We start from the raw sequence: 24240 nt of genomic DNA, 5'->3' as shown, positions 1-24240 counted from the left end.
ATAGCCCCTACAGTAGTAACATTTTATGCTTACTTTTGCGTCCGAGGAGTGTTTACAATAGATTTATCAAAACTTGTAACACATTATAAATATTAAAAATTTAGGAGAAAAAAATGGGATGGATTGGAGCAATTATCGCAGGTTTAGTTGCAGGTTTATTAGCACGTGCAATTAAGCCGGGCAACGATGCTATGGGTTGGATCATGACCATTATATTAGGTATTCTCGGTGCAATAGTAGGTAGAGTATTAGCTAATATAGTTGGTATAGACGATGCAGGCACTTTTATGAGTCTTATCTTCTCAGTAATCGGTGCCATTATTTTACTGTTCTTGTATGAAATGATTGTAAGCAAACGCCGTGCCTAATGACCGCATATAGTTAGCAGTCACACAAAACAATCAAAGAAGCCTCGCACTAAGCGAGGTTTTTTTGTATCAATAAACATAAGCCTCTCTATTCTACAGACTTATAAAACCTGATATGAACGGGAAAGTATTGATAAGCATTACTTTTGTCCCCATTTATCTTATAATACCAACCCTATTTTGTCCCTATCATTGAGGTGAGCGTTATGGCACTACTCCCTATCTTAAGTTACCCAGATCCTCGCTTGCGTACTATCGCCAAGCCTGTCAAGGAAGTGACTGCTGAAATCAAAACCTTAATCGCAGACATGATCGAGACGATGTATGATGCTCAAGGCATTGGGCTTGCAGCCAGTCAAGTGGATCATCATATTCAGCTTATCGTTATGGATTTGTCTGAAGACAAAAGCTCTCCTAGAGTTTTTATCAATCCAAAAGTCACGCCACTGGTAGAAGAAAAGCAACCGTATGAAGAAGGCTGCTTATCTGTACCTGATGTCTATGACAAGGTCGAGCGTCCTAATAAAGTCCGTATTGAAGCGTTAGACGGTAACGGTGAGGTCATCGACGAAGTAGTCGAAGGACTGCTTGCTGTTTGTATCCAGCATGAAATGGATCACCTAAATGGCGTAATCTTCGTTGACTACTTGTCTCGTCTTAAACAGACTCGTGCTCGTGATAAAGTTCGCAAAGTTCTTAAAATACGCGAAAAGCAAGAAGCTCAATCAGCAGAAAAACAGACACAAGCCGTCAATTCTTAAAGCCCTACTCTTTATTCTTATCTTTTTTATTTCGTCTTTATCCTTCACATAGTTACGTCACAGTGAGTGTTAATATTTAGCATTCACCGTTTGGCGATAATTTTTCTAACCGATACAGTTTCCACAAAAGGTTTACTACTATGACAATGATCAAAATTGACCAATATTTTGAACCTGCCAGCTGGCAGAAATTTACCAAGGCTGCTGAAGGTCGCGAGACGCCTTTCTTGGTAGTTGACCTTAGTCGAATCGAAACCAAATACCATGAAATGGTAAGTCTGTTTCCTAATGCAAAACTGCATTATGCAATGAAAGCTAGCCCTGCGGTGGAAGTAATCAATTTACTAGCAAACCTTGGTTCTAACTTTGACTGTGCCTCTATTTATGAGCTTGATCGCGTGCTTGGTTGCGGCGTTGATCCATCTCGTATCTCGTATGGCAACACCATCAAAAAAGCTGAGCATGTTAAATATGCCTTTGAAAAAGGCATCGATCTATATGCGACTGATTCAGAAGCGGATCTAAAAAACATTGCCAAACACGCTCCAGGCTCTAAAATATTTGTTCGTATCTTGGTGCAAGGATCAGAGACAGCAGAATGGCCATTGTCACGTAAGTTTGGTTGCCATCCTAATATGGCCATCGACCTACTGGTTCAAGCACGCGAGCTAGGCTTGGTGCCTTATGGTATCTCATTCCACGTTGGTAGCCAGCAAAAAGACGTCGCTGCATGGGATGATGCATTAGCCAAAGTTAAATATATGTTTGACTGGATGAAGAACGAAGAAGGCATCAAGCTACAAATGATCAATCTAGGTGGCGGCTTCCCAACCAACTACATCAGCGAAGTCAATCCTATTAAGGTCTATGCAGAAGAGATTACCAGCTATTTGACTGATGATTATAATGATGATGAGATGCCTGAGATTATTTTAGAACCAGGCCGTTCACTCGTTGGTGGTTCAGGTGTCTTGGTTAGTGATGTGGTACTGATCTCTCGTAAGTCAGATACCGATTTGACTCGTTGGGTATATACCGACGTTGGTCTATTCCAAGGCTTAATCGAAACGCTAGGCGAAGCTATCAAGTACCCTGTCTATACGCCTAAGATGGAGACGTCTACCAGTGAAGGTACAGTAGTACTGGCAGGCCCAACTTGTGACTCAACCGATATTATGTATGAAGAAGCGGGTTATCAGCTACCAGAAGAGCTTGAGATTGGTGATAAAATCTACTGGCTCACCACTGGTGCTTATACCAACTCTTACTCATCGGTAGAGTTCAATGGTTTCCCACCGCTTGAAGTGGTTTATATTGACTAGTACTTAATACTGTTTCAAAAAAAGCGCGGCACGGTTAATACCCGTATCGCGCTTTTTTGTGCATAATGATTTGCTTGGTAAGCTATTCAACTCGTAAAGAAATAGGCACGCTATTATGGTTATTAATAGTTCGGCTACCGTTACTAGCGCTACTGCTTGAGTTTTGTAAAATCTGTCCAATCGTCATCCACTGTCCACGTGGCACGATCATCGTACTGTTCAATCTTTGACCCCGAATAGCATTGCTAGCACTGCCAGTGGAATTGTCAGTAGAACTCATTTGATTATAAGGTGAATTCGGCTGCACTAAGCTTTCTTCTACTTGGGATAGTTGTACTTCCACCTGTCCATTAGGCAGCAGTCTTGGTGTGACGGCAATCCCTTGTGTCGTTGGCAGTAGTATTTGCTGCTGAATCACGATCTGTGGTTTGAAGTCGTGACTAGCTGAACGATGATAAGTTGAATGATTATTAGTATTATAGGTTTGAGTCAGTGAGTAGAGCGTACCTGTTCTGATACTCGCCGCACTGCCAGATAGTGTTTGTACTTGATATAGATTACTATCCTGCTGCTGGCTGCTACGCTGACTAATAACCCCTGCACCTTGGATACCGCGATTGGTAATAATGACCTGACCCTGCTGAATACTACCTTGCAGGCTACTACTATTGCCAACACGTACAGCGACCGTCAATGCCTGTGGCTGACGGTCAATCTGAGACAACAATTGCTGTACCGCCTGATAATTACGTGCGGTCGTCCGCAGTACCAATTTATCTTGATAGGTAGTCACCGTGCCACCGTCTGCGCTACTATTTAATTGTTGTCTTACTGCAGGTAGTAGGCTAGCCCCGCCATAAGTATGGATAACATAGGTTTGAGAAGTACTGGCTTGTACGGTTACTGGTAGAACCGCTAGACTCAGTGCAAAAGCTGATAGGTTCGCAAGGTTGATGGTACAAACAGCACCAATCAGTCTATGACTAATATAACGTTTAATACTATTCATACCTGCTCCCTTGCTGCTATTAAGTCATCGAGCCATCAGTTATGACGCTAAACTTGACCGTCAACTATAAATAGTCGTTAGTCATTTAATCCAAGCACGTCTTGCATGTTGTACTGACCTACTTCCTGCTCAACGACCCAAGTTGCGGCACGTACGGCACCAGCGGCAAATGTCATGCGCGCACGCGCACGATGGGTAATCTCGACCACTTCGCCATCTGCGATAAACATCACAGTATGATCACCTACGATTTCGCCACCGCGTACTGCGTGAATACCGATTGTCCCAGATTCGCGCTCGCCAGTTTGTCCTTCGCGGCCATAAATAGCGACGTCTTTTAGGTTCTGTCCGCGTGCTTCTGCGACTGCTTCGGCCATCATATATGCGGTACCAGAAGGCGCATCAATTTTGTGCTTATGATGTGCTTCGATGATTTCTACATCAGCATCGTTACCAAACGCTTTGGCAGCCATACCGAGTAGCTTCAATGATAAATTGACGCCTGTCGAATAGTTGCCCGCATATACGATAGTGATTTGCTCACTTGCTTTTGCCAGTACTCGTTCTTGCTGTTCATTGAATCCTGTGGTACCGATGACCATAGCAACATTATGCTCAGCACAAACTTGCATGTTTTCTTCAGTGGCGTCAGGCAAGCTAAAATCAATTAATACATCGATATCATCAATCACAGCGGCTAAGTCATCAACGATTTGCACATTTAAATGGCCGATAGCAGCAACTTCGCCGGCATCAGCACCGACTAGGCTAGAGCCTTGACGCTCAATCGCTGCTTTTAATGTAGTTTGTGGATTGTTCTGTACAGCCTCGATAAGCATACGACCCATACGCCCGCCTGCACCGATTACCCCAACGTTGATAGATTTATTATTCGATTGTTCGCTCATACTTTTACCTTAAATGTTTTATATTTGGTGAAACTATTTTTGACTATCATTTGTTGTAAGTTTAGCAAATATCGACACATGAATGGCTTTTTATACCATCAATAAAAAGCCCAAAGGTTTCATGTGAAACCTTTGGGCTTAGTTTAATGCTAGCTACTAAGTTAAACTATTTCTTAATCGAACAAATCACCGATTTTTTTGAAGAATGACTTCTTATGTGGCGACTGTTGATGCTTGCTGTCGTCATCCAACGTATCTTGGAATTGGCGTAGCAAGTCTTTTTGCTCACGAGTCAGATTCACTGGCGTTTCGATAACCACACGGCAAATCAAGTCACCTTTCATGGTAGTACGGACTGGCGTTACGCCTTTGCCGCGTACACGCAGTAATTTACCGCTTTGCGTACCTTCTGCCACTTTGATTTTCACTTTGCCATCTAAGGTTGGGATTTCGACTTCTTTACCCAACGCTGCATCAGTGATACTTACTGGTACATCCATATATAGGTCAGCGCCTTGGCGGGTAAAGACATTGTGCTGTTTGACGCGTACTTCGACATATAGATCGCCGTTTTGTACGCCAGCGCCGCCCGCTTCGCCCTCGCCTGCTAGACGAACGCGATCACCATCATCGACGCCTGCAGGGATAGAGACTTCTAAGGTACGTGATTTGTCTTTTACGCCGTTGCCATGACAGTCCGAACAAGGGTTTTTGATCTGTTTACCCGTACCGCCGCAATGAGGACAAGCTTGCTGTACCGCAAAGAAACCTTGCTGCATACGTACTTGACCTTGGCCATGACAAGTCTGACAGGTAACCACATCGGAAGCATTTTTTGCCCCTTTACCATCACAGGTATCACAAGGCGCAGGAGCCGTGAAACTGATTTCTTTTTTGCAGCCACGTACGGCTTCTTCTAATGTCAGCTCAATCACATAACGCAAGTCAGAGCCGCGACGCGAACGCCCACCGCCGCCACCACGCTGCTGACCGAAGATATCACCGAAGTTACCAAAGATATCACCAAAGATATCTTGGAAGTTACCGCCACCTGCACCGCCGAAGCCGCCGCCACCCATGCCGTTTTCAAAGGCTGCATGGCCCATACGGTCGTAGGCTGAACGTTTCTCTTCGTCGCTCAATACTTCATAAGCCATTGAAGCTTCTTTGAATTTGTCTTCCGAATCAGGATCATCAGAGTTGCGATCTGGATGGTATTTCATGGCAAGCTTACGGTAGGCTCGCTTAATTTCTTTGCTGTCAGCGGTCTTGCTGACACCTAATATTTCATAAAAATCGCGCTTACTCATGCTCTCTCCTATCGTCTTTACAGCCACACCGGCTCGTCAAATCATCAGCTCAATTGATAATTGTCTTAATCTTATTCATGATTCTTAGCTAACGGATACGTATAACGTTTCACATGAAACATTACAACTCACATGCTATAGAACCATGATGCTTAAACTTAACCAACAAATACGGTGAAGGCTGCTTAGCCAAATCAATTATAAAAAGTTTGCGCTATTTATGGAGATGGTCTGCTGATTTATCAAGCTCTTAAATGATGAAATTAGTAGTTGGCATTGCTGCGGCAAAAGCCAAACGATTCATTAAGGTTACTGCAAAGCTTTTCGTACCTGAGCGGTGCATAGTCGTGCTAATATTTACCGTCACATCTACGGTCATTTATACTCATAGTGATGACGCTTGCGACAAGGTATCAAGTCTTATGAAAAAGCTGGTTATTCTATTAATCATCATTGCGGTAGCAGTGTATGCAGGCTCGCCTTACTACAGTGCTTATCAGCTCAAAAACGCTTATGATGATAAAGACGGTGCCACTATCGCAGCGGCTATTGATTATGAGCAAGTGCGACCAAGCGTCCAAAATCAGCTAACCAGCCAATTTGCGACGACAATGACTAAGTATCCCCTAATTTCTGAATTGGGTGGTGAGCCGTTGACCCAAGCCGCGAATGGTTTTATCGCGCAGGCAGTTGAAGGGGCCATCACGCCGCAGAATATCGAAAAGATAATTAATACCCAAGGTCAAGCCAATACAGCAGCCAAAGAGCTAGCCGCAGCATGGGCCATCGCTAGCGATCAAGTTGACTTGAAAAACCTAATTCAGAGCTTAATCATTCAGCGCGGTGATGTCGATGCCGTGGTCAAAAGCCAAATGCAGCAAGTCATGAAAAAGCAAGCTGCCGAACTTGAGCAGCAAGTAGCCCAAGGCAATGACAGCGAGAAGCCAACGCTGAGCTACTGCGGTATCAATTGCTTTAGTATCAGTGGTCAGGTAAAAGGCTACCCTCTCACTATCGAGATGCAACGTGAAGGGCTTATCAATTGGAAAATCGTTGATATCGTCTTACCATAAATTATTTAAGACAGCTTTTGAGATACAAAAATGTCTGAATAGAACTCAAAAAAACCGCCTTATGAACTGATTCATAAGGCGGTTTTTTATTACTGTACTTAACCGTCTAATATTTTAAGTTTTTGAACTGTTGAAACACTTAACCATACCAGTCGATTACTCAACACCTAAGAATTCTAAAAATTCTGGACTCTCAAAACTCGCCTGATATAGCACGCCATCTTCACGATATATTGCAGGCGTCGCCATTACCGCGAGTCCAGCTGCTTTTTCACGATTGGGTGTTACATGGTCAACTGTACAACTTGCTGATGCAGGCGTCATTTCACCCTGTAGCATCGCCTTGTCAAATGCCTGACGACGACTGTCTTCATCCGCTTGGCACCAGATACCGCGCATCTGCTTCGGTGACGCCTCATATATCGGATAGCCGATGACATTGACCGTCACACCTTTTGCATTGAGCGAGGGGACTTGCTGATGTAATCGGCGGCAATAAGGGCAGTTCACATCATCAGCCACATAGATAACAGCTCTCTCAGTAGTGGTTGCTGGATAAGTAATCAGCTGGCTTTTGTCCAATGACGCAAACACAGACTGGTTTTTGCGTTTTTCAAAGTTCTCATCGAGGCCAATAAACTGACCATTTTCGATGACTGATATTTCACCATCGGTAATATACTGCGCATCGTCCGATAGTAAAAACGGCACCCCTTCTAGCATTGCTCCCCAGATGATACCCGGTACTGCGGTATAAAAGAATGGTGTTTTAGCACTCATGTTCTTAAGCGCAGCCATATTTGCTAGCATGTCAGACTTGACACTCGTACTGACAGGTTCGCCTACCTGCGCACTCGTGCTACGTAATGGTGTTTTAGTGACAACTTGCTTACTTGGATTTTTCTGTAGCTCACCCTGAATGACGTAGCGACCATCTTCGGTGATGTGCAGCGGCAACTGGCCGGCCAAATTCACTTTATACATATTGGGTAGTTTGGACGGCACAATAGAAGTAATCTGTGTTTTGATGCCTGCTTGGGTCAATATTTGACGCAATCGCTTATCGACAGCTGCACTCACTGTCTGAGTTGCTTGTGAACTTGTAGTGCTTTGCGTTACCTTATTGCTCTTAGCATCCGCTGAACTTGGCTGAGCGCAAGCAGTGGTTGCTAATAATATAATGCTGATTAGACTAGTGGACTTTAATACAGGTAATGTCACAGAGAGATTCCTATCTGATTTTTAATAATGACGGTTTTCGATATTAAGACCAATTCCAAAGCTATTACTAACTGAAAGGTAGCACTACATTTTCTGATTAGTCAGATTTTTAGAATTGGTTTAAACATTGTCTATCATAAAAATATAGATAAAAAAGACTGTAGCATATGGGATAGTTTTGCAAAGCACAAAATGGCTACAATCGCAAAACTGCTACTTAGCTTTAAGAGATAGGCAACACAGCTAGATAATAGACATAAATACTATATAGCAGACCGTAAAAAGCAGCACACTGGGTAGCGGCTGCTAATGGGTTCAAAACGATAGTTTTAAGATGAGTATTATTGCCAAAGCTTAATAGTTTCAGCGCTTATTTCTTAAAACTTGGCAACTTCTTCTGGCGTTAAGAAACGGCTATCGCCCTTTTCTAGGCCTTCTAGATTGATGTGACCGATACTGGCGCGGTGCAGCTCGGTGACTCGATTACCAAAGTAGCCCATCATACGTTTGACCTGATGGTATTTGCCCTGCTCTAATGTTAGGCGTGCATGTTTTTCATCAATGAACTCAAGAATAGCAGGCTTGGTCGGCTCATAATCACCTTCAAGCAAGATGCCTTCAGCCACTTTCTTCACGGCTTTTTCTTGTGCATCACTATCCATCGCATCTGCCAAAGTCAGCTCGTACACCTTTGCATGCTCGTGCTTAGGACTGGTGACACGATGTAGCCAGCCGCCATCATCACTCATGAGCAATGCGCCAGTAGTATCGACATCGAGACGTCCAGCGATACGCAGGCTACCCAATTCTGGTACAGCAATCAGTTCAGTGACGATTGGATACTCTTTAACTTTTAGCGTGCACTCAAAACCTTCAGGCTTATATAACAAGATATAGCGATTGCCCGCAGCGACCGACAATGGCTCGCCCGCCCACATCACATCATCATTGACGACATCGACATGTAGGCCAGGATCTTTAACCACTTGATCGTTTACAGTGATTTCGCCGGCGTGCATGATCTTTTTTGACTCTTTACGCGACAGTTCGGTGGCTTTACTAATGAATTTATCTAAACGCATACTATTTACTACCATCGGTTTTATTATACCAGCCCTAAATCAGAAACTAACGACGCCAGCACTCAGCCGTGAGCAGCTCGTTATCTTCGATGGTTAGAAATGGTACTATAATGAAAAATTAAATGAACACTGTGCTCAATACAATAGCCAGTGAAAGTCAGACCAGTTTAACATATCCAACCTAAGCCTGATGAAATATGAGCTATCAAACGCTAAAACGTGCCGTTACCACGCGACTCGAAATTAAAAAATCTGAGTTTATCGCCTACGCCTACCCGGTGACCTCTCGCGAGCAAGCAATGTTTCACGTGGAACAACTACGCGAGCGATATCCCGATGCACGGCATTTCTGCTGGGCATACATCATTGGTGATCCAGATAATACCACTAGTGCAGGGTTTGATGATGATGGCGAGCCTAGCGGTACGGCGGGTCGACCGATACTGAATGTACTGCAGCATAAGTCAATCGGCAACGTAATTATCATCGTGGTGCGTTATTTCGGTGGTATCAAATTGGGTGCTGGCGGTCTTACCCGTGCTTATGCCGGCTCTGCTCAAGCGGCCGTCGATGAAATGATATTAAACCCTTATGTACCGATGACCCAGATTCAAATACTGGCAGAGTTTGCGACTGAAGCGCAATGCCGCTATATGATAGAGAGCCTTGGCGGTCATATCGACGATGTCGCCTATAGTAAGCAAGTGACCTTAACCGCCACACTTGCTGAAGCAGATGTCGAAAGTCTAAAAGCCCGCTTAGCAATGGATGGTCGAGTATTGAACAATTCAGAAGGTTAAAGATGCGGCCTAACTATTTTCGTCGACCGTTTTAAATAGTTCTCTTTTCAATATATTTATTTGTTAGATTTTTTCAGTAGCTGTTTTCAGTAATCATGCGTTCACTGAAAATTATTGGTTTTCACAGGTACTGGCGTTATGATAAAAAAACCTTTATCACACTACTCTATTTGTTTTTCCACGATCATTAAATAAGACCAATATATGTCAACTTCAACCAAACCTTTTTCTCCAGCTCCTTTTAAGCCACCATTTTGGCTGACCAATCCACATCTACAAAGCATCTTGCCCAAGTTTTTTGCGCCAAAGGCACCGACCTACCGCCGCGTGGTCGAAAAAGACTCATTGGACGAGAGCGATATTGCTTATGATTTTTATGATGCGCACCCTGTAGAAGTATCAAAAGATGGCGAACTTGAGCAAACTCCGTTGATTGTCTTATTCCACGGCATGGAAGGCAGTAGTGACAGTCATTACGCACGCGCACTAGCGTACCAAATGCACGCGCAAGGCTGGCATTTTGTGGTGGCACATTTCCGTAGTTGCGGTGGTATTCCTGCTAGTGGTACGGTATTTTACAATGCAGGCGACACTGATGAGGTGCATCATGCGCTACAGAATTTGCGTGAGCAGTATGCCAATATCTACGCAGTTGGTGTCTCACTAGGTGGTAATGCACTGGCCAAATACATGGGCGAATATGAGGACAAAGTCCTATGTAAAGGTGCCGTTGTTATCTCCGCGCCAGTCGATATGTCTTCAGCTGCCATTACTATGCACAGCTTCTTGAGTCATCGTATCTATACGCCTTATCTGCTTAACCCAATTATCAAAAAAGCATTGGCAAACGATCTCACGCAGGATGAAATCAACTCTATCAAAGCTGCCAATCGTATCAGTGATTTCGATGATATCTTTACCGCGCCGCGTCACGGATATCGCTCCAAAAACGACTATTATCATACCGCATCCGCCATGCCGTATTTGCGCAACGTCACTCACCCTCTGCTATTAATCAGTGCAAAGGACGACCCTTTTATCGGCTTTACCGCTACCCCAAATGATGTCTCTGAGAGTGTCACTATCTTAGATACTGAGCACGGTGGGCACATCGGTTATCTACGTTATCGCTCAGACAATGGGCAGTCCAAAAGCAAATCGTCTGTCACCAATGATAAAGAGTCCAAGACTTCAAAATTCGATATTAACTGGATACCTGAAACGGTCAGCGCTTATTTTAATTGGATTGGTGTGGCTTCTATTAGCGAACCTTCTCAGGATCTAATCTCTGACAATAAATAATCACTGTCATCAATGACAAAATAATAACGCCAACGTTTATAACCTTTTGAGAGTGTTTTATGTACCCATTTATCCGTTATGCTAGCACCATTGCTCATGCTGCCTTAAAAGCAAAAAAAGGCGATACACTGACGTTTAAGGACACCAGTGAGATTCAGTTTCGCTGCCGCTTATCCGATATAGATAATTTTTTGGAGATGAATAACGGCCGCGTATTTACGCTTTATGATTTGGGTCGTATGGACTTTGCAGTACGGACTGGGCTTGGCAAGCAGTTGTTAAAACAACGCTGGGGTTTGGTCATCGCTGGCAGTACTATTCAATACCGTAAGCGTATTCGCGCCTTTCAAAAAGTCACGCTCAAGACCAAAATCGTCGGTATCGATGCGCGCTGGTTGTATATAGAGCAATCAATGTGGGTCAAGGGCCAGCCCTGCTCATCTGGACTACTGCGTACTGGTGTGACAAAGGGTGGCAGAGTGATCGACACGGCACAAGTACTAGCTGCACTTGACCAATCTAACTGGGATCTACCGCCAACAGGTTACGTGGCTGAGTGGATCAAAAGTGATGCTGATCGTCCGTGGCCGCCTGTTGATACAGCTGACTAACTTAATTTTATAAGCTAGAAACCCATTACTTTTAGCTTATTTAACAGATGGTATAAGCAAGCAACCTTATAGCTACTATTCCATAACAACTCATTATATAAATACATATAATAAATGTTAGGATAGTAGTGAGTACATACTCAGACAAAACAAATATAGTCTTATAAGGAGAATAATATGGCTAATACAACAGATTATGTCGGTACGTTATTTGATAATAGCGAATCAAACCCAAGCAAAATTACCTTAGCGTTTACCATGGCAGGCGTGGCATTGAAGAAAGGCCATTCTGCTACTGTGATATTAATGGTGGATGCCGTACATCTGGCAAAACCAAACGCGCTAGACAATGTAGATATCGGCGATCCGTTTGAGCCAGCTGGTGAGTTACTAGAGGCCTTTATTGAAAAAGGTGGTCAAGTGTTGGTCTGCGGCGCTTGCATGAAACACAACGGTGTAGAAGAGTCAGATATCGACAAGCGCTTTGAAGTGATTAGTGGTGATGATGTGGTTGAGCTACTGATGAATGCGAAAGGGTCGTTGCAGCTGAATTAATAGTAAAAAGTAGAATTATAAGAATGGGTCAATTTTCTTAAATACCTTAAAAAGGGTTATCAGTTTGAACTGGTAACCCTTTTTGATTTACCCTGCTGTTAACTCACTAGGCAAATGTTTTAGTAAATGCTGATGGCTATCATGATTGAACTGTAGGTAATTAAGAGCTTTTTCTTGAAAGTTGCCTATATTGAAGTTCCTATTAGCTATAGTTTTTAGGCCTTTATCATTGATAACACATAATGCTTTATCATAATCCTTACTATCTATAATATTTTGTAGTTCAGTTTCGCGAGCATCATGCCACTCATCTATACTAATATTATCAGTAAAACGAGAATAATGGGTTTTGACATCTTCTCGTGTATTCCCCTTAGAAACGTGAGAACTTTTAAAATAGTAATTTATCTTGGCAGATATATAGTTTGCGACCTGTAGCTCTTTAGTATTAGATAGCTTCTCTATTACCTCGCTTTTTATAGTAGAAACCACATCATCATCACACATCATCCGCCTGCTAAAATTTCTTAGAAAACCTTCGTCAAATAGTAAATTTTCAACTTCCGAGACGTTCAATGAAAATACGTTTTGAGCTTGTAGGCTAGATAACCTATCAGAATCATGATGATCTGAATCAATTAAGCCGAATGCTTCTGCTGTCTTGTTAGGTAGCTCATTAAAAGCTTTCGTATAATTGATAACATCAAAGCATGTTTTAACTGGTGTGATAGTAAATTTCGGCAATAAAAGATTATAAATTTTCTCATCAATTTTACCACTTTCGCTTTCACAGAATAAGATACGCTTACGACTGCCTAAAAGCTTTAAAAGTAAGGCTTCAGGAAGTTCATTACTTGGTATATTTTCTATCTCCCACTTATTAGGATGATTGAAAGATTTTATCCATACTTTTTTAGCCGTGTTTCGGCTGGTAGCAAACTCTAAATCGTGAGTAAGATAGACAAATATACAATCCTCTCGCTCTGATTCTAAGATATCCCATAACTTACTTAGAAGTGTTTTATGAAGATACATTTCTGGTTCATCAACAATAATAAAGCCATCTTGAGGCGCTTGTAATACATGAGCGATATAGTATAAAACAACTTTTTCACCGTCACTCATTTGGTACGCAGGATAGCTATCTTCAGAACCTTTAGTTTTGAGATTGATATTAATCCCATCAGAGCATTCTAAAACTCTATGATCAATAAGTGAATTCCAAATTTCTATAGCTTTAATTAGCTTAGATTCTGGCACACTACAATTCTCTCCGTTTCTCACAGACTGGACATATTCGTTATTTAACGTATTATTTTCTGATAACAAGTTATTCAACAGAACTTTAAACTCGTTTTTGATTACATCAGTTTCTGGAGAATAGTTAGAATCTGAAACTGACTTGAATCTAGTAGATTTTTCATGAGACTGTAACTCTTGTAAATCTTTTGTAGTGTCAATCGGATTGGTAACATTCTTAAAAACAGGAATGATTAGCAATTTTTGTGCCGAAATTGTCATTGCTGACTTTGGTAAATACTCTTTTAATTTTGCTGACAAAGTAGATTTACCACTACCATTTGCCCCTATTGCTACAATATTATTATGGAAAAAATTGAACTTGCTAAATAGCTCTAGGTTAAAACTCGCTATTTTTAAAGCATTATTAAGTTTATTCAGTACATCAAAATAATAATCTTTAATAAAAGGCTTTTGTTCTGCTTCAATATTCTTTACATCTATGCCGAGCTCTGATTTAAAAGCATCTATAACCCCGATGCAATCATCGACAACTTGATTTCTATAATTTATTTTCAACGAAAAAATTTCAGCTGTCAGACTGTTTAGCTTTCCAAAATACTGTTCTGTCTGTTCAAATAGCGGAGACTCTACACCACAATATAAAGCTAATTCTTTATATTTTAAGAATTTCGAGTAAGAAACATTGAATACTTTGGTTAGCGCATTATCATCAGACATTTTCAACCCCTAAACCTTATATGCAAACACTTTACCAGTTCCAATAGCACAGTAAAATATTTTTTAATTACAAATTCGCAGTCAACTAAATTTTCGTAGCCAAAACCCACAACCCTATTCAGCAACTAAATAAACACTATCTAACACGCGCACTGCCTTCCTCTGCTACAGTAAGCCATGCAAATATCCTAATAAAAAGGAACCATTCATGACCTTACTTGATATGCTTAATATCACCTACCCGATCATCCAAGCACCAATGGCAGGAGCAACCACACCTGAACTGGCAGCGATGGTCAGTAACTTTGGTGGACTGGGCTCATTAGGATCTGGCATGACTGCGCCAAATGTTTTGACCAGCCAAATTGATACCATTAAATCGCTCACCAACCGACCGTTTATGATCAATCTCATGGTATTGTCTGAGCAAGAATCTACGACCTTTGATACCGACATCCCCATTTGGCTGAGTGAGTACTACCAAGACAATAATATCGAATTTACACTACCTCAACGCCCAGCGCAGAGCTTCGCAGAGCAGCTAAAAGTGCTCTATGACAATCCCGTTCCTGTTGCCAGTTTTACCTTTGGCATTATCAGTGCTGAGCAAGTTCAGCGTCTGCAAAGTCTCGGCACGCGCGTCATCGGTACCGCCAATCATCCACTAGAAGCGAAAGCATGGGCAGATATTGGCGCAGATGCGGTATGTGTACAAGGGGTCGAAGCGGGTGGACATCGCGGTGGTTGGTTACCACAAAGTGAAAGCGATCCATTGGGATTATTGACTTTGATTGGCCAGACCCGCGCCTGTACTGATATTCCTTTGATTGCAGCAGGCGGCATTATGACGGGACAGGATATCAAGGCAGTACAAGCGGCAGGTGCTGAGCTTGCACAAATGGGGACGGCGTTTTTGACCACTGACCAATGCGGTATCAATGATACTTATAAACAAGCCTTACTCGATGCCAGTCACAGCAGGCGCAGCTCAGAAACGCGCTTAACTCGATTGTTTTCAGGTAAGCTCGCTCGTGGTTTATTAAACGATTATCTGCGTGATTTTGCTCAATTTGAAAGCGCTGATGAGCTACCGCCCTACCCACAATTAAATGCCATGTCCAAATCTATGCGAGCTCATGCCTCTAAAAATATGGATGCAGAACATCAATCTTTATGGGCAGGACAAGGGGTAACTTTAGTCAAACAAGAGAGCACGTTTGAACTGCTTGAGCGACTGGTAAAAGCGTTATAGGCTTAAATATTTTTGTCAGTCCGCACTACTCTAATAAAAAATCTACCGCCGCAGCTGCATGAATAGCTGTGGTATCAAATACAGGTATAGGGCTATCGGCTTGTTTGATAAGTAAACCAATCTCTGTGCAGCCCAAGATCACACCCTCTGCCCCTTTCGCTGCCAAATCTTTAATCACTTGACGATAATACTCTCGTGAGCTGTCTTTAAACTCACCGACACACAGCTCTTTTTTGATAATGCGATGTACTTCTGCTCTTGCCTCATCTTCTGGTATCAATACTTGTAAACCCGCATCAATCAGACGCTGCTTATAGAAATCTTGAGTCATCGTAAACTGAGTACCAAGCAGGGCTATTTTGGTAAGATTTTGTTTTTTGATAGCATCAGTAGTCGCATCAGCGATATGAGTCAATGGCAAGTCTGTGGCGGAGCGCACGTCATCAACCAGTTTGTGCATCGTGTTAGAGGCAATCATGATTCCTTGTACGCCAGCTGCTTGTAGACGTTGAGCACTGTTAGCCATTATCACACCTAGCTCGTCCCATCTGCCTTGCTCCTGTAACGTATTGATCAATGCAAAATCCACACTATGAATCAACAAATCTGCTGAATGTAGACCGCCAAGCTGATGCTTGACACCTTCGTTAATCAGACGATAATAGCTCTCGGTACTCTCCCAGCTCATACCACCGATGATTCCTAATGTTTTTTGTTGAGACCCTCGTTGTTCTTGAGCTGCCATACTATACTCCTATTTGTTTTTGGTCTTAGTTATAGTAAGTTATCGTAGCAAAACCGACTGTTGAGAACGCGCTATTTTTAGAGATATTTCTTTTAGAAATAATTTCTTCAAAAAGCTTTAAAATGCTGCCTTAAAGACAATAATCATATTAATAACATATCGCAAACCCTACCATTAATAATAACGATTTTACCTACTCATTTTCGAAGCGTATCATGTGCCCTCGTAGCCAACTATCTTGTCAGTTACGCTTATTTATTACCGCATAATTATATTTGTGCCATACGCCAGCATCATAGGCTGAGCGTCATTAATTGCTATCATCCTGTAGGACACCAAATACTATGACCAACTTCCTCACTATCAGAATACGCATTCGTCGCAAGCTCTATCGCCTTATCTTTACAGGTCTGATGGCGATGATGATGTCGCTTATTATCTCGTCAGCGCTATTATTGGTAAAAGTAGGCTACGTTGATGGCTTTTTTACAGAATTGATGCACTCTTGGGGACTGGCCTTTGTTTTTGCGTGGCCAAGTGCATACATCTGCGCCTATCTAATACAAGAGCATGTACTGAGCAGGATAGAGTTTTATTAAATATTCCTGCGCACTACAGCATGATTCCCAATAATATCGTTGTCTTGAATTTGCCATGATTGTGCAATGTCCTCATCAGTAAGCAACAACGTTACTTAACCAAAAAAGTACTGATAACAATCCATCAAAGTTGCTACTGTTGTTAGCTGATCGCACGCTTTCTTCGAGTGTCCATCACTGATAGACAATCAAATAACTAGAATACGATTATTAAAAATAAACAAAGGAAATCATCATGCGTAGTGCTATTCATAACAGCTTTGGCAAACCCTCCAACGTATTGAGCGTTGGCGACAGCCCCATGCCACAGCCAGCTGCCAACGAAGTCCGTATCAAAACCACCCTCTCCCCTATTCATAACCATGACTTGCTAACCGTAAGTGGTCAATACGGCTATAAGCCTGAAATGCCAGCCATCGGTGGTAGTGAAGCGCTAGGTATTATCGATGCTGTGGGTGATGACGTCACAGATCTAAGCGTCGGCCAGCGTGTTGCGTGCGCCAGTGTGCACGAGACGTGGGCAGAGTATTTTGTTGCACCTGCTAGCATGGTATTTAACATGCCTGATAGCATCGAAGACGAGTTGGCTGCCCAGCTGATCGCTATGCCGCTGTCTGCCCTAATGCTATTAGAATTCTTAGAAGTAGATAAAGGTCAATGGATTATTCATAACGCGGCAAACGGCGCTGTCGGTAAAACGCTTGCGATGCTAGCAGCAGCACGCGGTGTAAATACGATCAACCTCGTACGTAGTAAAGACGCGATAGAAGAGTTGACCTCGCTCGGTATCAAAAACAATGTCGTCACCGCTGACGATGACTGGAAAGACCAAGTTCGCGCTATCATTGGTGATGATAAGATCACAGCAGCCGTCGATTCAGTCGGTGGTGAGTCGAGCAACGAGCTACTATCATTACTTGGTAGCAAAGGCACGCTGGTCTCATTTGGTATCATGTCAGGCAAGCCAATGGCACTAGACGCTGGCAGCTTAATCTTTAAGCAAGCCGTTGTAAAAGGGTTCTGGGGCAGCAAAACCAGCCAAGAAATGGATCTAGAAAATAAGCAACGTCTAATCGATGAGTTACTAGAGCGCGCTTCGAATGGCGATCTAAAACTCCCTATCGAAGCCATCTATAGTCTAGATGACATCACAACTGCCGTCTCTGGAAAAGTACAATCAAACAAAAAAGGCAAGGTCATCCTAAAGCCTTAGTCGACACTCTAACCTTTCAATGATTGTCATTAAAGACATTATAAATATGAAAAAGCCCATTTGTATTACTCGTCAGATAATACCGTGGGCTTTTTTGCTTTAGTCATACTGTTTTAACCATAGCGATGCTCTAATAGTAGCGCTACACCGTTATTAATAAATACAAACAATAGAACTTAATAAGGATATAACCATGTCAAACGATACAACCTTCAAAGCCTTAGTCGTCGAAGAAACCAGCGATGGCGAATTTAAAAAAAGCATTCAAGAACGTAAAGTCAGTGACTTGCCAGAAAACGACTTGCTCATCGAAGTGCATTATTCATCGTTAAACTTTAAAGACGCGATGTCAGCATCGGGTAATAAACGAATCACCAAACAGTACCCACATACTCCTGGTATCGATGCAGCAGGCGTGGTGATTAGTGACAAGTCAGGCACGTTTAGTGCAGGGCAAGAAGTATTGGTATTCGGCTATGATCTCGGTATGGATACCGATGGTGGTCTCGGTCAGATGATCTCAATCCCTGCAGACTGGGCGCTGGCTTGTCCAAAAACGCTGACGCTAAAAGAAGCGATGACCTATGGTACTGGCGGCTTAACCGCAGCGCTAAGTGTCCAAAAATTAGAAAAAATGGGTGCAAAACCAAGTGATGGCCCAGTTGCTGTGACTGGTGCAACAGGTGGCGTCGGTACGATCAGTATCGCTATCTTAAAGCAGCTCGGCTATGACGTAATTGCGTTCTCAGGTAAGCCTGAGCAAAGCGAGCATCTAAAAGCATTGGGCGCGAGCGAAGTACGACATCGCGATACCATCAATGAAATCGGTAACAAGCCTGTCGGCCGTGAGCTATGGGCAAATGCCATTGATACCATCGGTGGCGATTACTTACCTAACCTGCTCAAGCAAACCAAATCTGGCGGTGCAGTGACCAGTTGCGGCCTAGCTAGTGGCGCTGATTTTTCGATGTCAGTAATACCTTTTATCACCCGCGCTGTGTCGCTATTGGGTATCGACTCGGTCTATATTCCACTGGCTGACAAAGAAGCCATTTGGAAACGTGTCGCCACCGATATGAAACTGCCTAATCTTGAAAGCTATGGTGAAGAGATTACGCTAGAGCAAACGCCAGAATACTTAGATCGCTTTATGTCTAGCAAAGTAGTTGGGCGTTATGTGGTGAATGTGAAAGGTTAGTTTTTTAGCTTAGAAGTTGAACATTATAAAAAAGGCAGCATCTCTTTTGAGGTGCTGCCTTGCATATATTTTTTAACATTTAGTTTTATATCTATTTAGCGCTTCAAATATAAAATTGACTAGCAGATGAAGATGTTATGTTCAAATCAATCTCAGGATAGTTGATGTGAACCACCTGACACAGCTCATAATGCAGCTCTAGAAACTCATTCACATTCTGCTGTATACTAGCATATAATTTGTTCTCTTCCGAATTACTATTGAGATTATCCGCTTTTACAAATGATACTTCATTAGTATTAGGGATACTTATATAGAAACTGTACCAATCTTTAGAAACTAAACTATAAGTGTCAAACCACTTCTGAATCCAATGAAGTATCTTTTCTTCAATATTTTTATCATATAACTGGAAAAGTGGGTTATTAATTGCAATTTCAATATTTTTGACATGATCTAAAAAGCTTATGTGAATTCTCTGCGGTGCATCCCTTAGGTAATAAGGTATAGCATCAATATTTATACAACTAAATAGTTGATTAAGAACAGATATATCCTTATCCTTTTTACTAGGGTAACTAGATATTGAAGTACTTGTAGTAAAAGAGAACTGTGGGTAAAACCTTTTAAGTTCGTTAACATCTTTGGATAACTCTTGCTCAATGTCTGTCCAGAATAGAACGCCTACTGCAAAGCTTCCTGTTGCTACCCTTTGATTCGATATTTTCTGAATAAAACTTTGAATGGGAGCATCAGGTGGGCTACTTGTAGCAATATACAGAATAGACAAGCAAGGAGTAAATGATTCAGCCTTAGCGACCTCTTCCTCTATTATTTTTTCGGTTAAAAAATTCAAAGTGTTTTTACACTGCACTCCAATCGAGGATCCAAGACTATCTTTTCCAGTAATATCCACGCCATGCTGTTTCTGACCAGTTCTTCCATATCTATTAAAGTTTGTATTTTTAAATTTTAGCTTCGCTACTGATAAGCATATATCCTCAAACTCATCCCAACTTTTAGGTGTAGGGAAATTACTACTGGCAATTGTCGGCATTTTTATAACCTTACATACTTAAAATTAAAAACTCACATACTATACAATATTAGTTTTGCATATAAAAAAAGAAAAAAGCCAGTAGAGTTTATTATCTACTGACTTCTTCTATATATGGTGCGGGTAGAGGGAGCGAACCCTCAGGGACTATTGGTAACATGGCATGTAACATCTGAGCAATAACTGAATCATTTGGCACCCGCAGTACCCCTCCGCACCATTCAATCATTGTGTTCAAGTCCATTACTGGCACTCCCATAATTGTACAAAACAAACCTAAAATTGCGCCTGCGTATACACTCAGAGACAAGATACCGCTCTTCAGTCCTTCAACCAATGCTTTTTCATTACCCAACTTGGTGTGTTTAAGTTGCCTAAAACACTTACATATGCACAATACACTAATTTTACCTAACTTCCAATTTAATATAAATTCATAGCTAAATTAATGTTTTAGCAAAATTTTAGTGAAAACACCCAACCAAGTTGAGTGCTTTTTTATTGACGACAAGCTGTATATCAATTCAAAAAATTTGAGTAGCGAGGAAAACGAGTGATAGCACTACATCGAGTAGGCTGAACGAGTTTGATGACGCTAATCAGATTTTTAGTTTTATATGACTAAAGACTATTCCCACTCAATCGTTGCAGGCGGTTTGCTCGACACATCATAAGTCACGCGTGATACTTCCGCGATTTCATTCATAATGCGGTTCGATACCGTCTCGATCAAATCATATGGCAGATGCGCAAAGCGAGCCGTCATGAAATCAACAGTCTCAACCGCACGTAGCGCGATTACCCACGCATAGCGGCGGCCATCACCAACCACGCCGACAGATTTGATTGGTTGGAATACCGCAAATGCTTGTGCAGTCTTGTCATACCAGCCTGAACGCTCAAGCTCTTGCATAAAGATAGCATCTGCCAAACGCAGGATATCAGCGTATTCTTTTTTAACTTCACCAAGGATACGCACGCCCAAACCTGGACCTGGGAACGGATGACGATAGATCATTTTGGCTGGCAACCCTAGCGTAATACCAAGCTTACGTACTTCGTCTTTGAACAAATCACGTAACGGCTCAATCAGTTTAAATGCCAAATCATCTGGCAAACCGCCTACGTTATGATGGCTCTTAATCACGTGAGCTTTGCCTTGATGTGACTTGGCAGATTCGATAACGTCTGGGTAAATCGTACCCTGTGCCAAGAACTCAACGACTTTACCATCGCTTTGCTCGCTCACTTGACGCGCGCTATCAGCGAATACGTCAATGAACGTCTTGCCGATGATTTTACGTTTTTTCTCTGGATCAGACTCGCCTGCTAGCGCATCCAAGAACAAATCTTCAGCATCGACACGGATGACTTTTACACCCATGTTTTCTGCAAAGATTTGCATCACTTGGTCACCTTCATGCAAACGCAATAGACCGTTATCAACGAATACACAAGTCAGCTGATCGCCGATTGCTTTGTGCAATAGCGCGGCAACGACTGAACTATCAACACCGCCCGATAGACCTAGCAATACTTGCTTATCACCGATTTGCTCTTTTAACTGTGCGATACGCATATCAGCGATATTGTCTGGCGTCCACTCACCTGCACACTCACAGATTTGATGAACGAAACGGCCAAGCAGCTCTTGACCTTGTAGCGTATGCGTCACTTCTGGGTGGAACTGTAGGCCGTAGTATTGCTTATCATCATTGGCCATAATCGCGATTGGACAGCTTGGCGTGCTAGCGATGATGTCAAAGCCTTCAGGTACTTCGATGACCTTATCACCATGACTCATCCAAACGTTTAGCTTGGCAGCCTCGCCGTCAGTCTTGCTGTCTTCGATACCGTCAGTCAGCTGCGAGTGACCATTTACTTCGATAGTCGCCGCACCAAACTCATGAATATCACTGGCATGAACTTGCCCGCCGAAACGATCTGCCATCGCTTGCATACCGTAGCAGATACCTAGTACTGGCACGCCTAGATCAAACACCGCATCGTTGATACGTGGGCTGTTTTCTGCGTGGACGCTCTCAGGGCCGCCCGATAGGATGACACCTTTTGCGCCAAAATCGATGATGCGCTGAGCGTCGATATCATAAGGGAACATCTCACAAAACACCCCAGAATCGCGCACACGGCGGGCGATCAGCTGGCTATATTGCGAGCCAAAATCGAGGATTAAGATGCGATCTTCTTTGATTGCAGGAGTGGCAGCAGCAGTGGTCATAAATCGATATCCATCAATAGATAAATTGGTGCCCTATTTTAACAAGTTTACGCACTCTATTGGCTATTAGATGATGAATTATTCGCGATTATTATTAGGGCGTACCTTCAATTCACTCGATAGTCGTCTAAATAGGCTAAAAATAAGAACAGAAGAGACAGTAAGCCCAATCATAAGCCCAGTGACAAACAGACTATCTGCCTCTCCATTTAGCAAGGACCCGTACTACTTACTGCACTTACTACGTAGCATCACCCAACGCTGCATGCATACGAGTCAACCCTTCTAATAGCAATGCTCTAGGACATGCAACATTAATCCGCATTTTAAGATGCCCCTCCTCACCATATTTGAACCCCGCACTCAACTCAACCTTTGCAGCGCGAAGGGTGTCATACAGTGCTTGATCGTCTTCAGCATACGCTGAGCAATCTACCCAAATTAAATACGAGGCTTCTGGGCGCATGATTTTAATATCAGGCAAATGCTCATTTAAAAACTGCATCGTCAATTCAATATTGGCATCTATATAATTAAGCGCCTGCTCTAGCCACTCACCGCCGTGCTCGTAAGCACTACGCATGGCTGTATACGCAAATAGATTCAGCTCATACTCATCATTTAACTGCTGCTGCTGGCTGATTTTTTTGACCAATGCCTCATCTGTTGCAAATATCATAGAGCCTTTGATACCTGCGATGTTGAAGGTTTTGGTCATCGAAGTCAGGCTGACTACATTGTGCTCATAGCCTTTTGCTAGCGTCAGAAATGGCGTAAACGTATGACCAGTCAAGGTCAAATCTTGATGAATCTCGTCACTAACAATCGCCACGTTGTGCTTTTTGCAAATGGCCAGTAGCGTTTTTAGTTCGTCCCTCGTCCATACACGCCCGCCAGGATTGTGCGGATTGCACAGTAGATAAAGCTTAACCTCATGCTCGATTATCTTGGCTTCGATATCAGCCAAGTCCAGATGATATTTACCTTCGACTTCCTTTAATGCAGAGAGTACAAGCTTGCGATCATTTTGCTCAACCTTAGTCATAAAAGGCGTGTAGATAGGATCGTTGACCATTACCGCCTCGCCTACCTTGGTAAAGACATTCATCATCAGCGCTAGGCTTGGCACGACACCAGGGGAAAACAAGATATTTTGCTTCTCTAACTGCAAGTCATAACGACTGCCATGCCAGTTAATAATCGAGTTGTATAAGGCATCAGTAGGCTTGGTATAACCCAAGATGCTATGCTGCACGACTTGCTCAACCGCGCTTAATATCGGTGCGGCAGCCTTAAAATCCATGTCCGCCACCCATAGCGCAATTGTGTCATCGCTATAGTGCCACTTGAGTGAGCCGGTATCGCGTCTGTCGATTATTTCATCAAAGTTATATTGCATTGGTACTCTTCTTATTTGGAATAATAATGGTTTGGAACGTCAAAAATACAGCGCAATATATGCATTGTATTATCAATATACGCTACGCTATCCGCTCTAGTAGATTAAGGCGCATTCAATTTTACACAAAAAATTAAAGTGTTTTTAGACCTTAATTATCCATTTATCGGCTTAAATAACCTTCAAAGATATAAAGTAAACATTATTTCAATAATGGTTAAAAAATAATGCTACAT

General features: G+C 42.5%; 23 protein-coding genes. 12 read left to right on the top strand and 11 right to left on the bottom strand.

Annotated features, from left to right (window positions below):
* The first annotated feature begins 113 nt into the window (after positions 1-113).
* From CXF60_RS06810 to CXF60_RS06800, 3 genes are all read left to right on the top strand, one after another.
* Positions 114-368 (top strand): GlsB/YeaQ/YmgE family stress response membrane protein, encoded by a 255-nt coding sequence (locus CXF60_RS06810; protein WP_102091331.1) that lies wholly within the window; start codon positions 114-116, stop codon positions 366-368.
* 206 nt (positions 369-574) lie between these two features.
* Positions 575-1129: a peptide deformylase gene (def, locus tag CXF60_RS06805; RefSeq protein ID WP_057757649.1), complete on the top strand. Its 555-nt coding sequence runs from the start codon at positions 575-577 to the stop codon at positions 1127-1129.
* A gap of 146 nt (positions 1130-1275) precedes the next feature.
* A complete protein-coding gene (locus tag CXF60_RS06800; RefSeq protein ID WP_102091404.1) occupies positions 1276-2451 on the top strand; it encodes a type III PLP-dependent enzyme in 1176 nt (391 codons plus the stop codon).
* A gap of 82 nt (positions 2452-2533) precedes the next feature.
* Here CXF60_RS06800 and CXF60_RS06795 read toward each other — a convergent pair whose 3' ends face one another.
* From CXF60_RS06795 to CXF60_RS14665, 4 genes are all read right to left on the bottom strand, one after another.
* Entirely contained in the window at positions 2534-3460 is a 927-nt protein-coding gene (locus CXF60_RS06795) for a hypothetical protein (RefSeq protein ID WP_180958111.1), read from the bottom strand.
* 77 nt (positions 3461-3537) lie between these two features.
* Positions 3538-4368, bottom strand: a complete 831-nt coding sequence (dapB, locus tag CXF60_RS06790) for a 4-hydroxy-tetrahydrodipicolinate reductase (RefSeq protein WP_102091330.1) — start codon at positions 4366-4368, stop codon at positions 3538-3540.
* Positions 4369-4541: 173 nt separating this feature from the next.
* Complete coding sequence (dnaJ, locus tag CXF60_RS06785) at positions 4542-5678, bottom strand: molecular chaperone DnaJ (RefSeq protein WP_057757637.1); 1137 nt, start codon at positions 5676-5678, stop codon at positions 4542-4544.
* Positions 5679-5928: 250 nt separating this feature from the next.
* Complete coding sequence (locus CXF60_RS14665; protein ID WP_267284419.1) at positions 5929-6057, bottom strand: hypothetical protein; 129 nt, start codon at positions 6055-6057, stop codon at positions 5929-5931.
* A gap of 43 nt (positions 6058-6100) precedes the next feature.
* Between CXF60_RS14665 and CXF60_RS06780 the strand changes: the two genes are divergently transcribed.
* Positions 6101-6751: a DUF2939 domain-containing protein gene (locus CXF60_RS06780; RefSeq protein ID WP_102091329.1), complete on the top strand. Its 651-nt coding sequence runs from the start codon at positions 6101-6103 to the stop codon at positions 6749-6751.
* Between the two features lie 156 nt (positions 6752-6907).
* Here the strand turns inward: CXF60_RS06780 and CXF60_RS06775 are convergent, their stop codons facing one another.
* On the bottom strand, positions 6908-7972 hold the full coding sequence (locus CXF60_RS06775) for a disulfide isomerase DsbC N-terminal domain-containing protein (protein WP_102091328.1): 1065 nt from the start codon (positions 7970-7972) through the stop codon (positions 6908-6910).
* A 377-nt stretch (positions 7973-8349) separates the two neighbouring features.
* On the bottom strand, positions 8350-9054 hold the full coding sequence (locus tag CXF60_RS06770; RefSeq protein WP_102091327.1) for a pseudouridine synthase: 705 nt from the start codon (positions 9052-9054) through the stop codon (positions 8350-8352).
* Between the two features lie 197 nt (positions 9055-9251).
* Between CXF60_RS06770 and CXF60_RS06765 the strand changes: the two genes are divergently transcribed.
* The 4 genes from CXF60_RS06765 (at position 9252) to CXF60_RS06750 (ending at position 12322) form a co-directional block, all read left to right on the top strand.
* Positions 9252-9854, top strand: coding sequence for a YigZ family protein (locus CXF60_RS06765; protein WP_102091326.1), 603 nt, complete (start codon positions 9252-9254; stop codon positions 9852-9854).
* A gap of 204 nt (positions 9855-10058) precedes the next feature.
* Complete coding sequence (locus CXF60_RS06760; protein WP_102091325.1) at positions 10059-11156, top strand: YheT family hydrolase; 1098 nt, start codon at positions 10059-10061, stop codon at positions 11154-11156.
* A gap of 59 nt (positions 11157-11215) precedes the next feature.
* Positions 11216-11767: an acyl-CoA thioesterase gene (locus CXF60_RS06755; protein ID WP_102091324.1), complete on the top strand. Its 552-nt coding sequence runs from the start codon at positions 11216-11218 to the stop codon at positions 11765-11767.
* A gap of 177 nt (positions 11768-11944) precedes the next feature.
* Positions 11945-12322, top strand: a complete 378-nt coding sequence (locus CXF60_RS06750) for a DsrE family protein (protein WP_102078217.1) — start codon at positions 11945-11947, stop codon at positions 12320-12322.
* Positions 12323-12409: 87 nt separating this feature from the next.
* Here CXF60_RS06750 and CXF60_RS06745 read toward each other — a convergent pair whose 3' ends face one another.
* Positions 12410-14302: an AAA family ATPase gene (locus tag CXF60_RS06745; RefSeq protein ID WP_102091323.1), complete on the bottom strand. Its 1893-nt coding sequence runs from the start codon at positions 14300-14302 to the stop codon at positions 12410-12412.
* 208 nt (positions 14303-14510) lie between these two features.
* Between CXF60_RS06745 and CXF60_RS06740 the strand changes: the two genes are divergently transcribed.
* Positions 14511-15554, top strand: a complete 1044-nt coding sequence (locus CXF60_RS06740) for an NAD(P)H-dependent flavin oxidoreductase (RefSeq protein ID WP_102091322.1) — start codon at positions 14511-14513, stop codon at positions 15552-15554.
* Positions 15555-15579: 25 nt separating this feature from the next.
* On the opposite strand, the gene CXF60_RS06735 is transcribed toward CXF60_RS06740, so the two are convergent.
* Positions 15580-16299 carry an aspartate/glutamate racemase family protein gene (locus CXF60_RS06735; RefSeq protein WP_102091321.1) on the bottom strand — a complete coding sequence of 240 codons (720 nt, stop codon included), beginning with the start codon at positions 16297-16299 and terminating at the stop codon, positions 15580-15582.
* A 344-nt stretch (positions 16300-16643) separates the two neighbouring features.
* On the opposite strand from CXF60_RS06735, the gene CXF60_RS06730 reads away from it, so the two are divergent.
* The 3 genes from CXF60_RS06730 (at position 16644) to CXF60_RS06720 (ending at position 19309) form a co-directional block, all read left to right on the top strand.
* The gene (locus CXF60_RS06730; RefSeq protein ID WP_102091320.1) at positions 16644-16898 is read left to right on the top strand and encodes a DUF2798 domain-containing protein; all 255 of its coding nucleotides are present in this window, start codon (positions 16644-16646) and stop codon (positions 16896-16898) included.
* Between the two features lie 235 nt (positions 16899-17133).
* Complete coding sequence (locus CXF60_RS06725) at positions 17134-18111, top strand: zinc-binding dehydrogenase (RefSeq protein WP_102091319.1); 978 nt, start codon at positions 17134-17136, stop codon at positions 18109-18111.
* Positions 18112-18304: 193 nt separating this feature from the next.
* Complete coding sequence (locus CXF60_RS06720; RefSeq protein WP_102091318.1) at positions 18305-19309, top strand: YhdH/YhfP family quinone oxidoreductase; 1005 nt, start codon at positions 18305-18307, stop codon at positions 19307-19309.
* Between the two features lie 103 nt (positions 19310-19412).
* Here CXF60_RS06720 and CXF60_RS14425 read toward each other — a convergent pair whose 3' ends face one another.
* From CXF60_RS14425 to CXF60_RS06705, 3 genes are all read right to left on the bottom strand, one after another.
* A complete protein-coding gene (locus CXF60_RS14425; protein WP_180958110.1) occupies positions 19413-20366 on the bottom strand; it encodes a hypothetical protein in 954 nt (317 codons plus the stop codon).
* Between the two features lie 628 nt (positions 20367-20994).
* Positions 20995-22605: a glutamine-hydrolyzing GMP synthase gene (gene guaA, locus CXF60_RS06710; protein ID WP_102091317.1), complete on the bottom strand. Its 1611-nt coding sequence runs from the start codon at positions 22603-22605 to the stop codon at positions 20995-20997.
* Between the two features lie 241 nt (positions 22606-22846).
* Entirely contained in the window at positions 22847-24004 is a 1158-nt protein-coding gene (locus CXF60_RS06705) for a MalY/PatB family protein (RefSeq protein ID WP_102091316.1), read from the bottom strand.
* Positions 24005-24240: the final 236 nt, after the last annotated feature.

The organism is Psychrobacter sp. 4Bb (assembly GCF_002836735.1).
Lineage (GTDB): Bacteria > Pseudomonadota > Gammaproteobacteria > Pseudomonadales > Moraxellaceae > Psychrobacter.
Note: the sequence above shows the minus strand (reverse complement) of the source record. Positions and strands in the feature narration are given on the sequence as shown.

What these genes read in the sequence shown, in the direction of transcription:
- CXF60_RS06810 (WP_102091331.1), top strand. Translation starts at nt 114, where the DNA reads ATGGGATGGATTGGAGCAATTATCGCAGGTTTAGTTGCAGGTTTATTA.
- def (WP_057757649.1), top strand. Translation starts at nt 575, where the DNA reads ATGGCACTACTCCCTATCTTAAGTTACCCAGATCCTCGCTTGCGTACT.
- CXF60_RS06800 (WP_102091404.1), top strand. Translation starts at nt 1,276, where the DNA reads ATGATCAAAATTGACCAATATTTTGAACCTGCCAGCTGGCAGAAATTT.
- CXF60_RS06795 (WP_180958111.1), bottom strand. Translation starts at nt 3,460, where the DNA reads ATGAATAGTATTAAACGTTATATTAGTCATAGACTGATTGGTGCTGTT.
- dapB (WP_102091330.1), bottom strand. Translation starts at nt 4,368, where the DNA reads ATGAGCGAACAATCGAATAATAAATCTATCAACGTTGGGGTAATCGGT.
- dnaJ (WP_057757637.1), bottom strand. Translation starts at nt 5,678, where the DNA reads ATGAGTAAGCGCGATTTTTATGAAATATTAGGTGTCAGCAAGACCGCT.
- CXF60_RS14665 (WP_267284419.1), bottom strand. Translation starts at nt 6,057, where the DNA reads ATGACCGTAGATGTGACGGTAAATATTAGCACGACTATGCACCGCTCA.
- CXF60_RS06780 (WP_102091329.1), top strand. Translation starts at nt 6,101, where the DNA reads ATGAAAAAGCTGGTTATTCTATTAATCATCATTGCGGTAGCAGTGTAT.
- CXF60_RS06770 (WP_102091327.1), bottom strand. Translation starts at nt 9,054, where the DNA reads ATGCGTTTAGATAAATTCATTAGTAAAGCCACCGAACTGTCGCGTAAA.
- CXF60_RS06765 (WP_102091326.1), top strand. Translation starts at nt 9,252, where the DNA reads ATGAGCTATCAAACGCTAAAACGTGCCGTTACCACGCGACTCGAAATT.
- CXF60_RS06760 (WP_102091325.1), top strand. Translation starts at nt 10,059, where the DNA reads ATGTCAACTTCAACCAAACCTTTTTCTCCAGCTCCTTTTAAGCCACCA.
- CXF60_RS06755 (WP_102091324.1), top strand. Translation starts at nt 11,216, where the DNA reads ATGTACCCATTTATCCGTTATGCTAGCACCATTGCTCATGCTGCCTTA.
- CXF60_RS06750 (WP_102078217.1), top strand. Translation starts at nt 11,945, where the DNA reads ATGGCTAATACAACAGATTATGTCGGTACGTTATTTGATAATAGCGAA.
- CXF60_RS06745 (WP_102091323.1), bottom strand. Translation starts at nt 14,302, where the DNA reads ATGTCTGATGATAATGCGCTAACCAAAGTATTCAATGTTTCTTACTCG.
- CXF60_RS06740 (WP_102091322.1), top strand. Translation starts at nt 14,511, where the DNA reads ATGACCTTACTTGATATGCTTAATATCACCTACCCGATCATCCAAGCA.
- CXF60_RS06735 (WP_102091321.1), bottom strand. Translation starts at nt 16,299, where the DNA reads ATGGCAGCTCAAGAACAACGAGGGTCTCAACAAAAAACATTAGGAATC.
- CXF60_RS06730 (WP_102091320.1), top strand. Translation starts at nt 16,644, where the DNA reads ATGACCAACTTCCTCACTATCAGAATACGCATTCGTCGCAAGCTCTAT.
- CXF60_RS06725 (WP_102091319.1), top strand. Translation starts at nt 17,134, where the DNA reads ATGCGTAGTGCTATTCATAACAGCTTTGGCAAACCCTCCAACGTATTG.
- CXF60_RS06720 (WP_102091318.1), top strand. Translation starts at nt 18,305, where the DNA reads ATGTCAAACGATACAACCTTCAAAGCCTTAGTCGTCGAAGAAACCAGC.
- CXF60_RS14425 (WP_180958110.1), bottom strand. Translation starts at nt 20,366, where the DNA reads ATGCCGACAATTGCCAGTAGTAATTTCCCTACACCTAAAAGTTGGGAT.
- guaA (WP_102091317.1), bottom strand. Translation starts at nt 22,605, where the DNA reads ATGACCACTGCTGCTGCCACTCCTGCAATCAAAGAAGATCGCATCTTA.
- CXF60_RS06705 (WP_102091316.1), bottom strand. Translation starts at nt 24,004, where the DNA reads ATGCAATATAACTTTGATGAAATAATCGACAGACGCGATACCGGCTCA.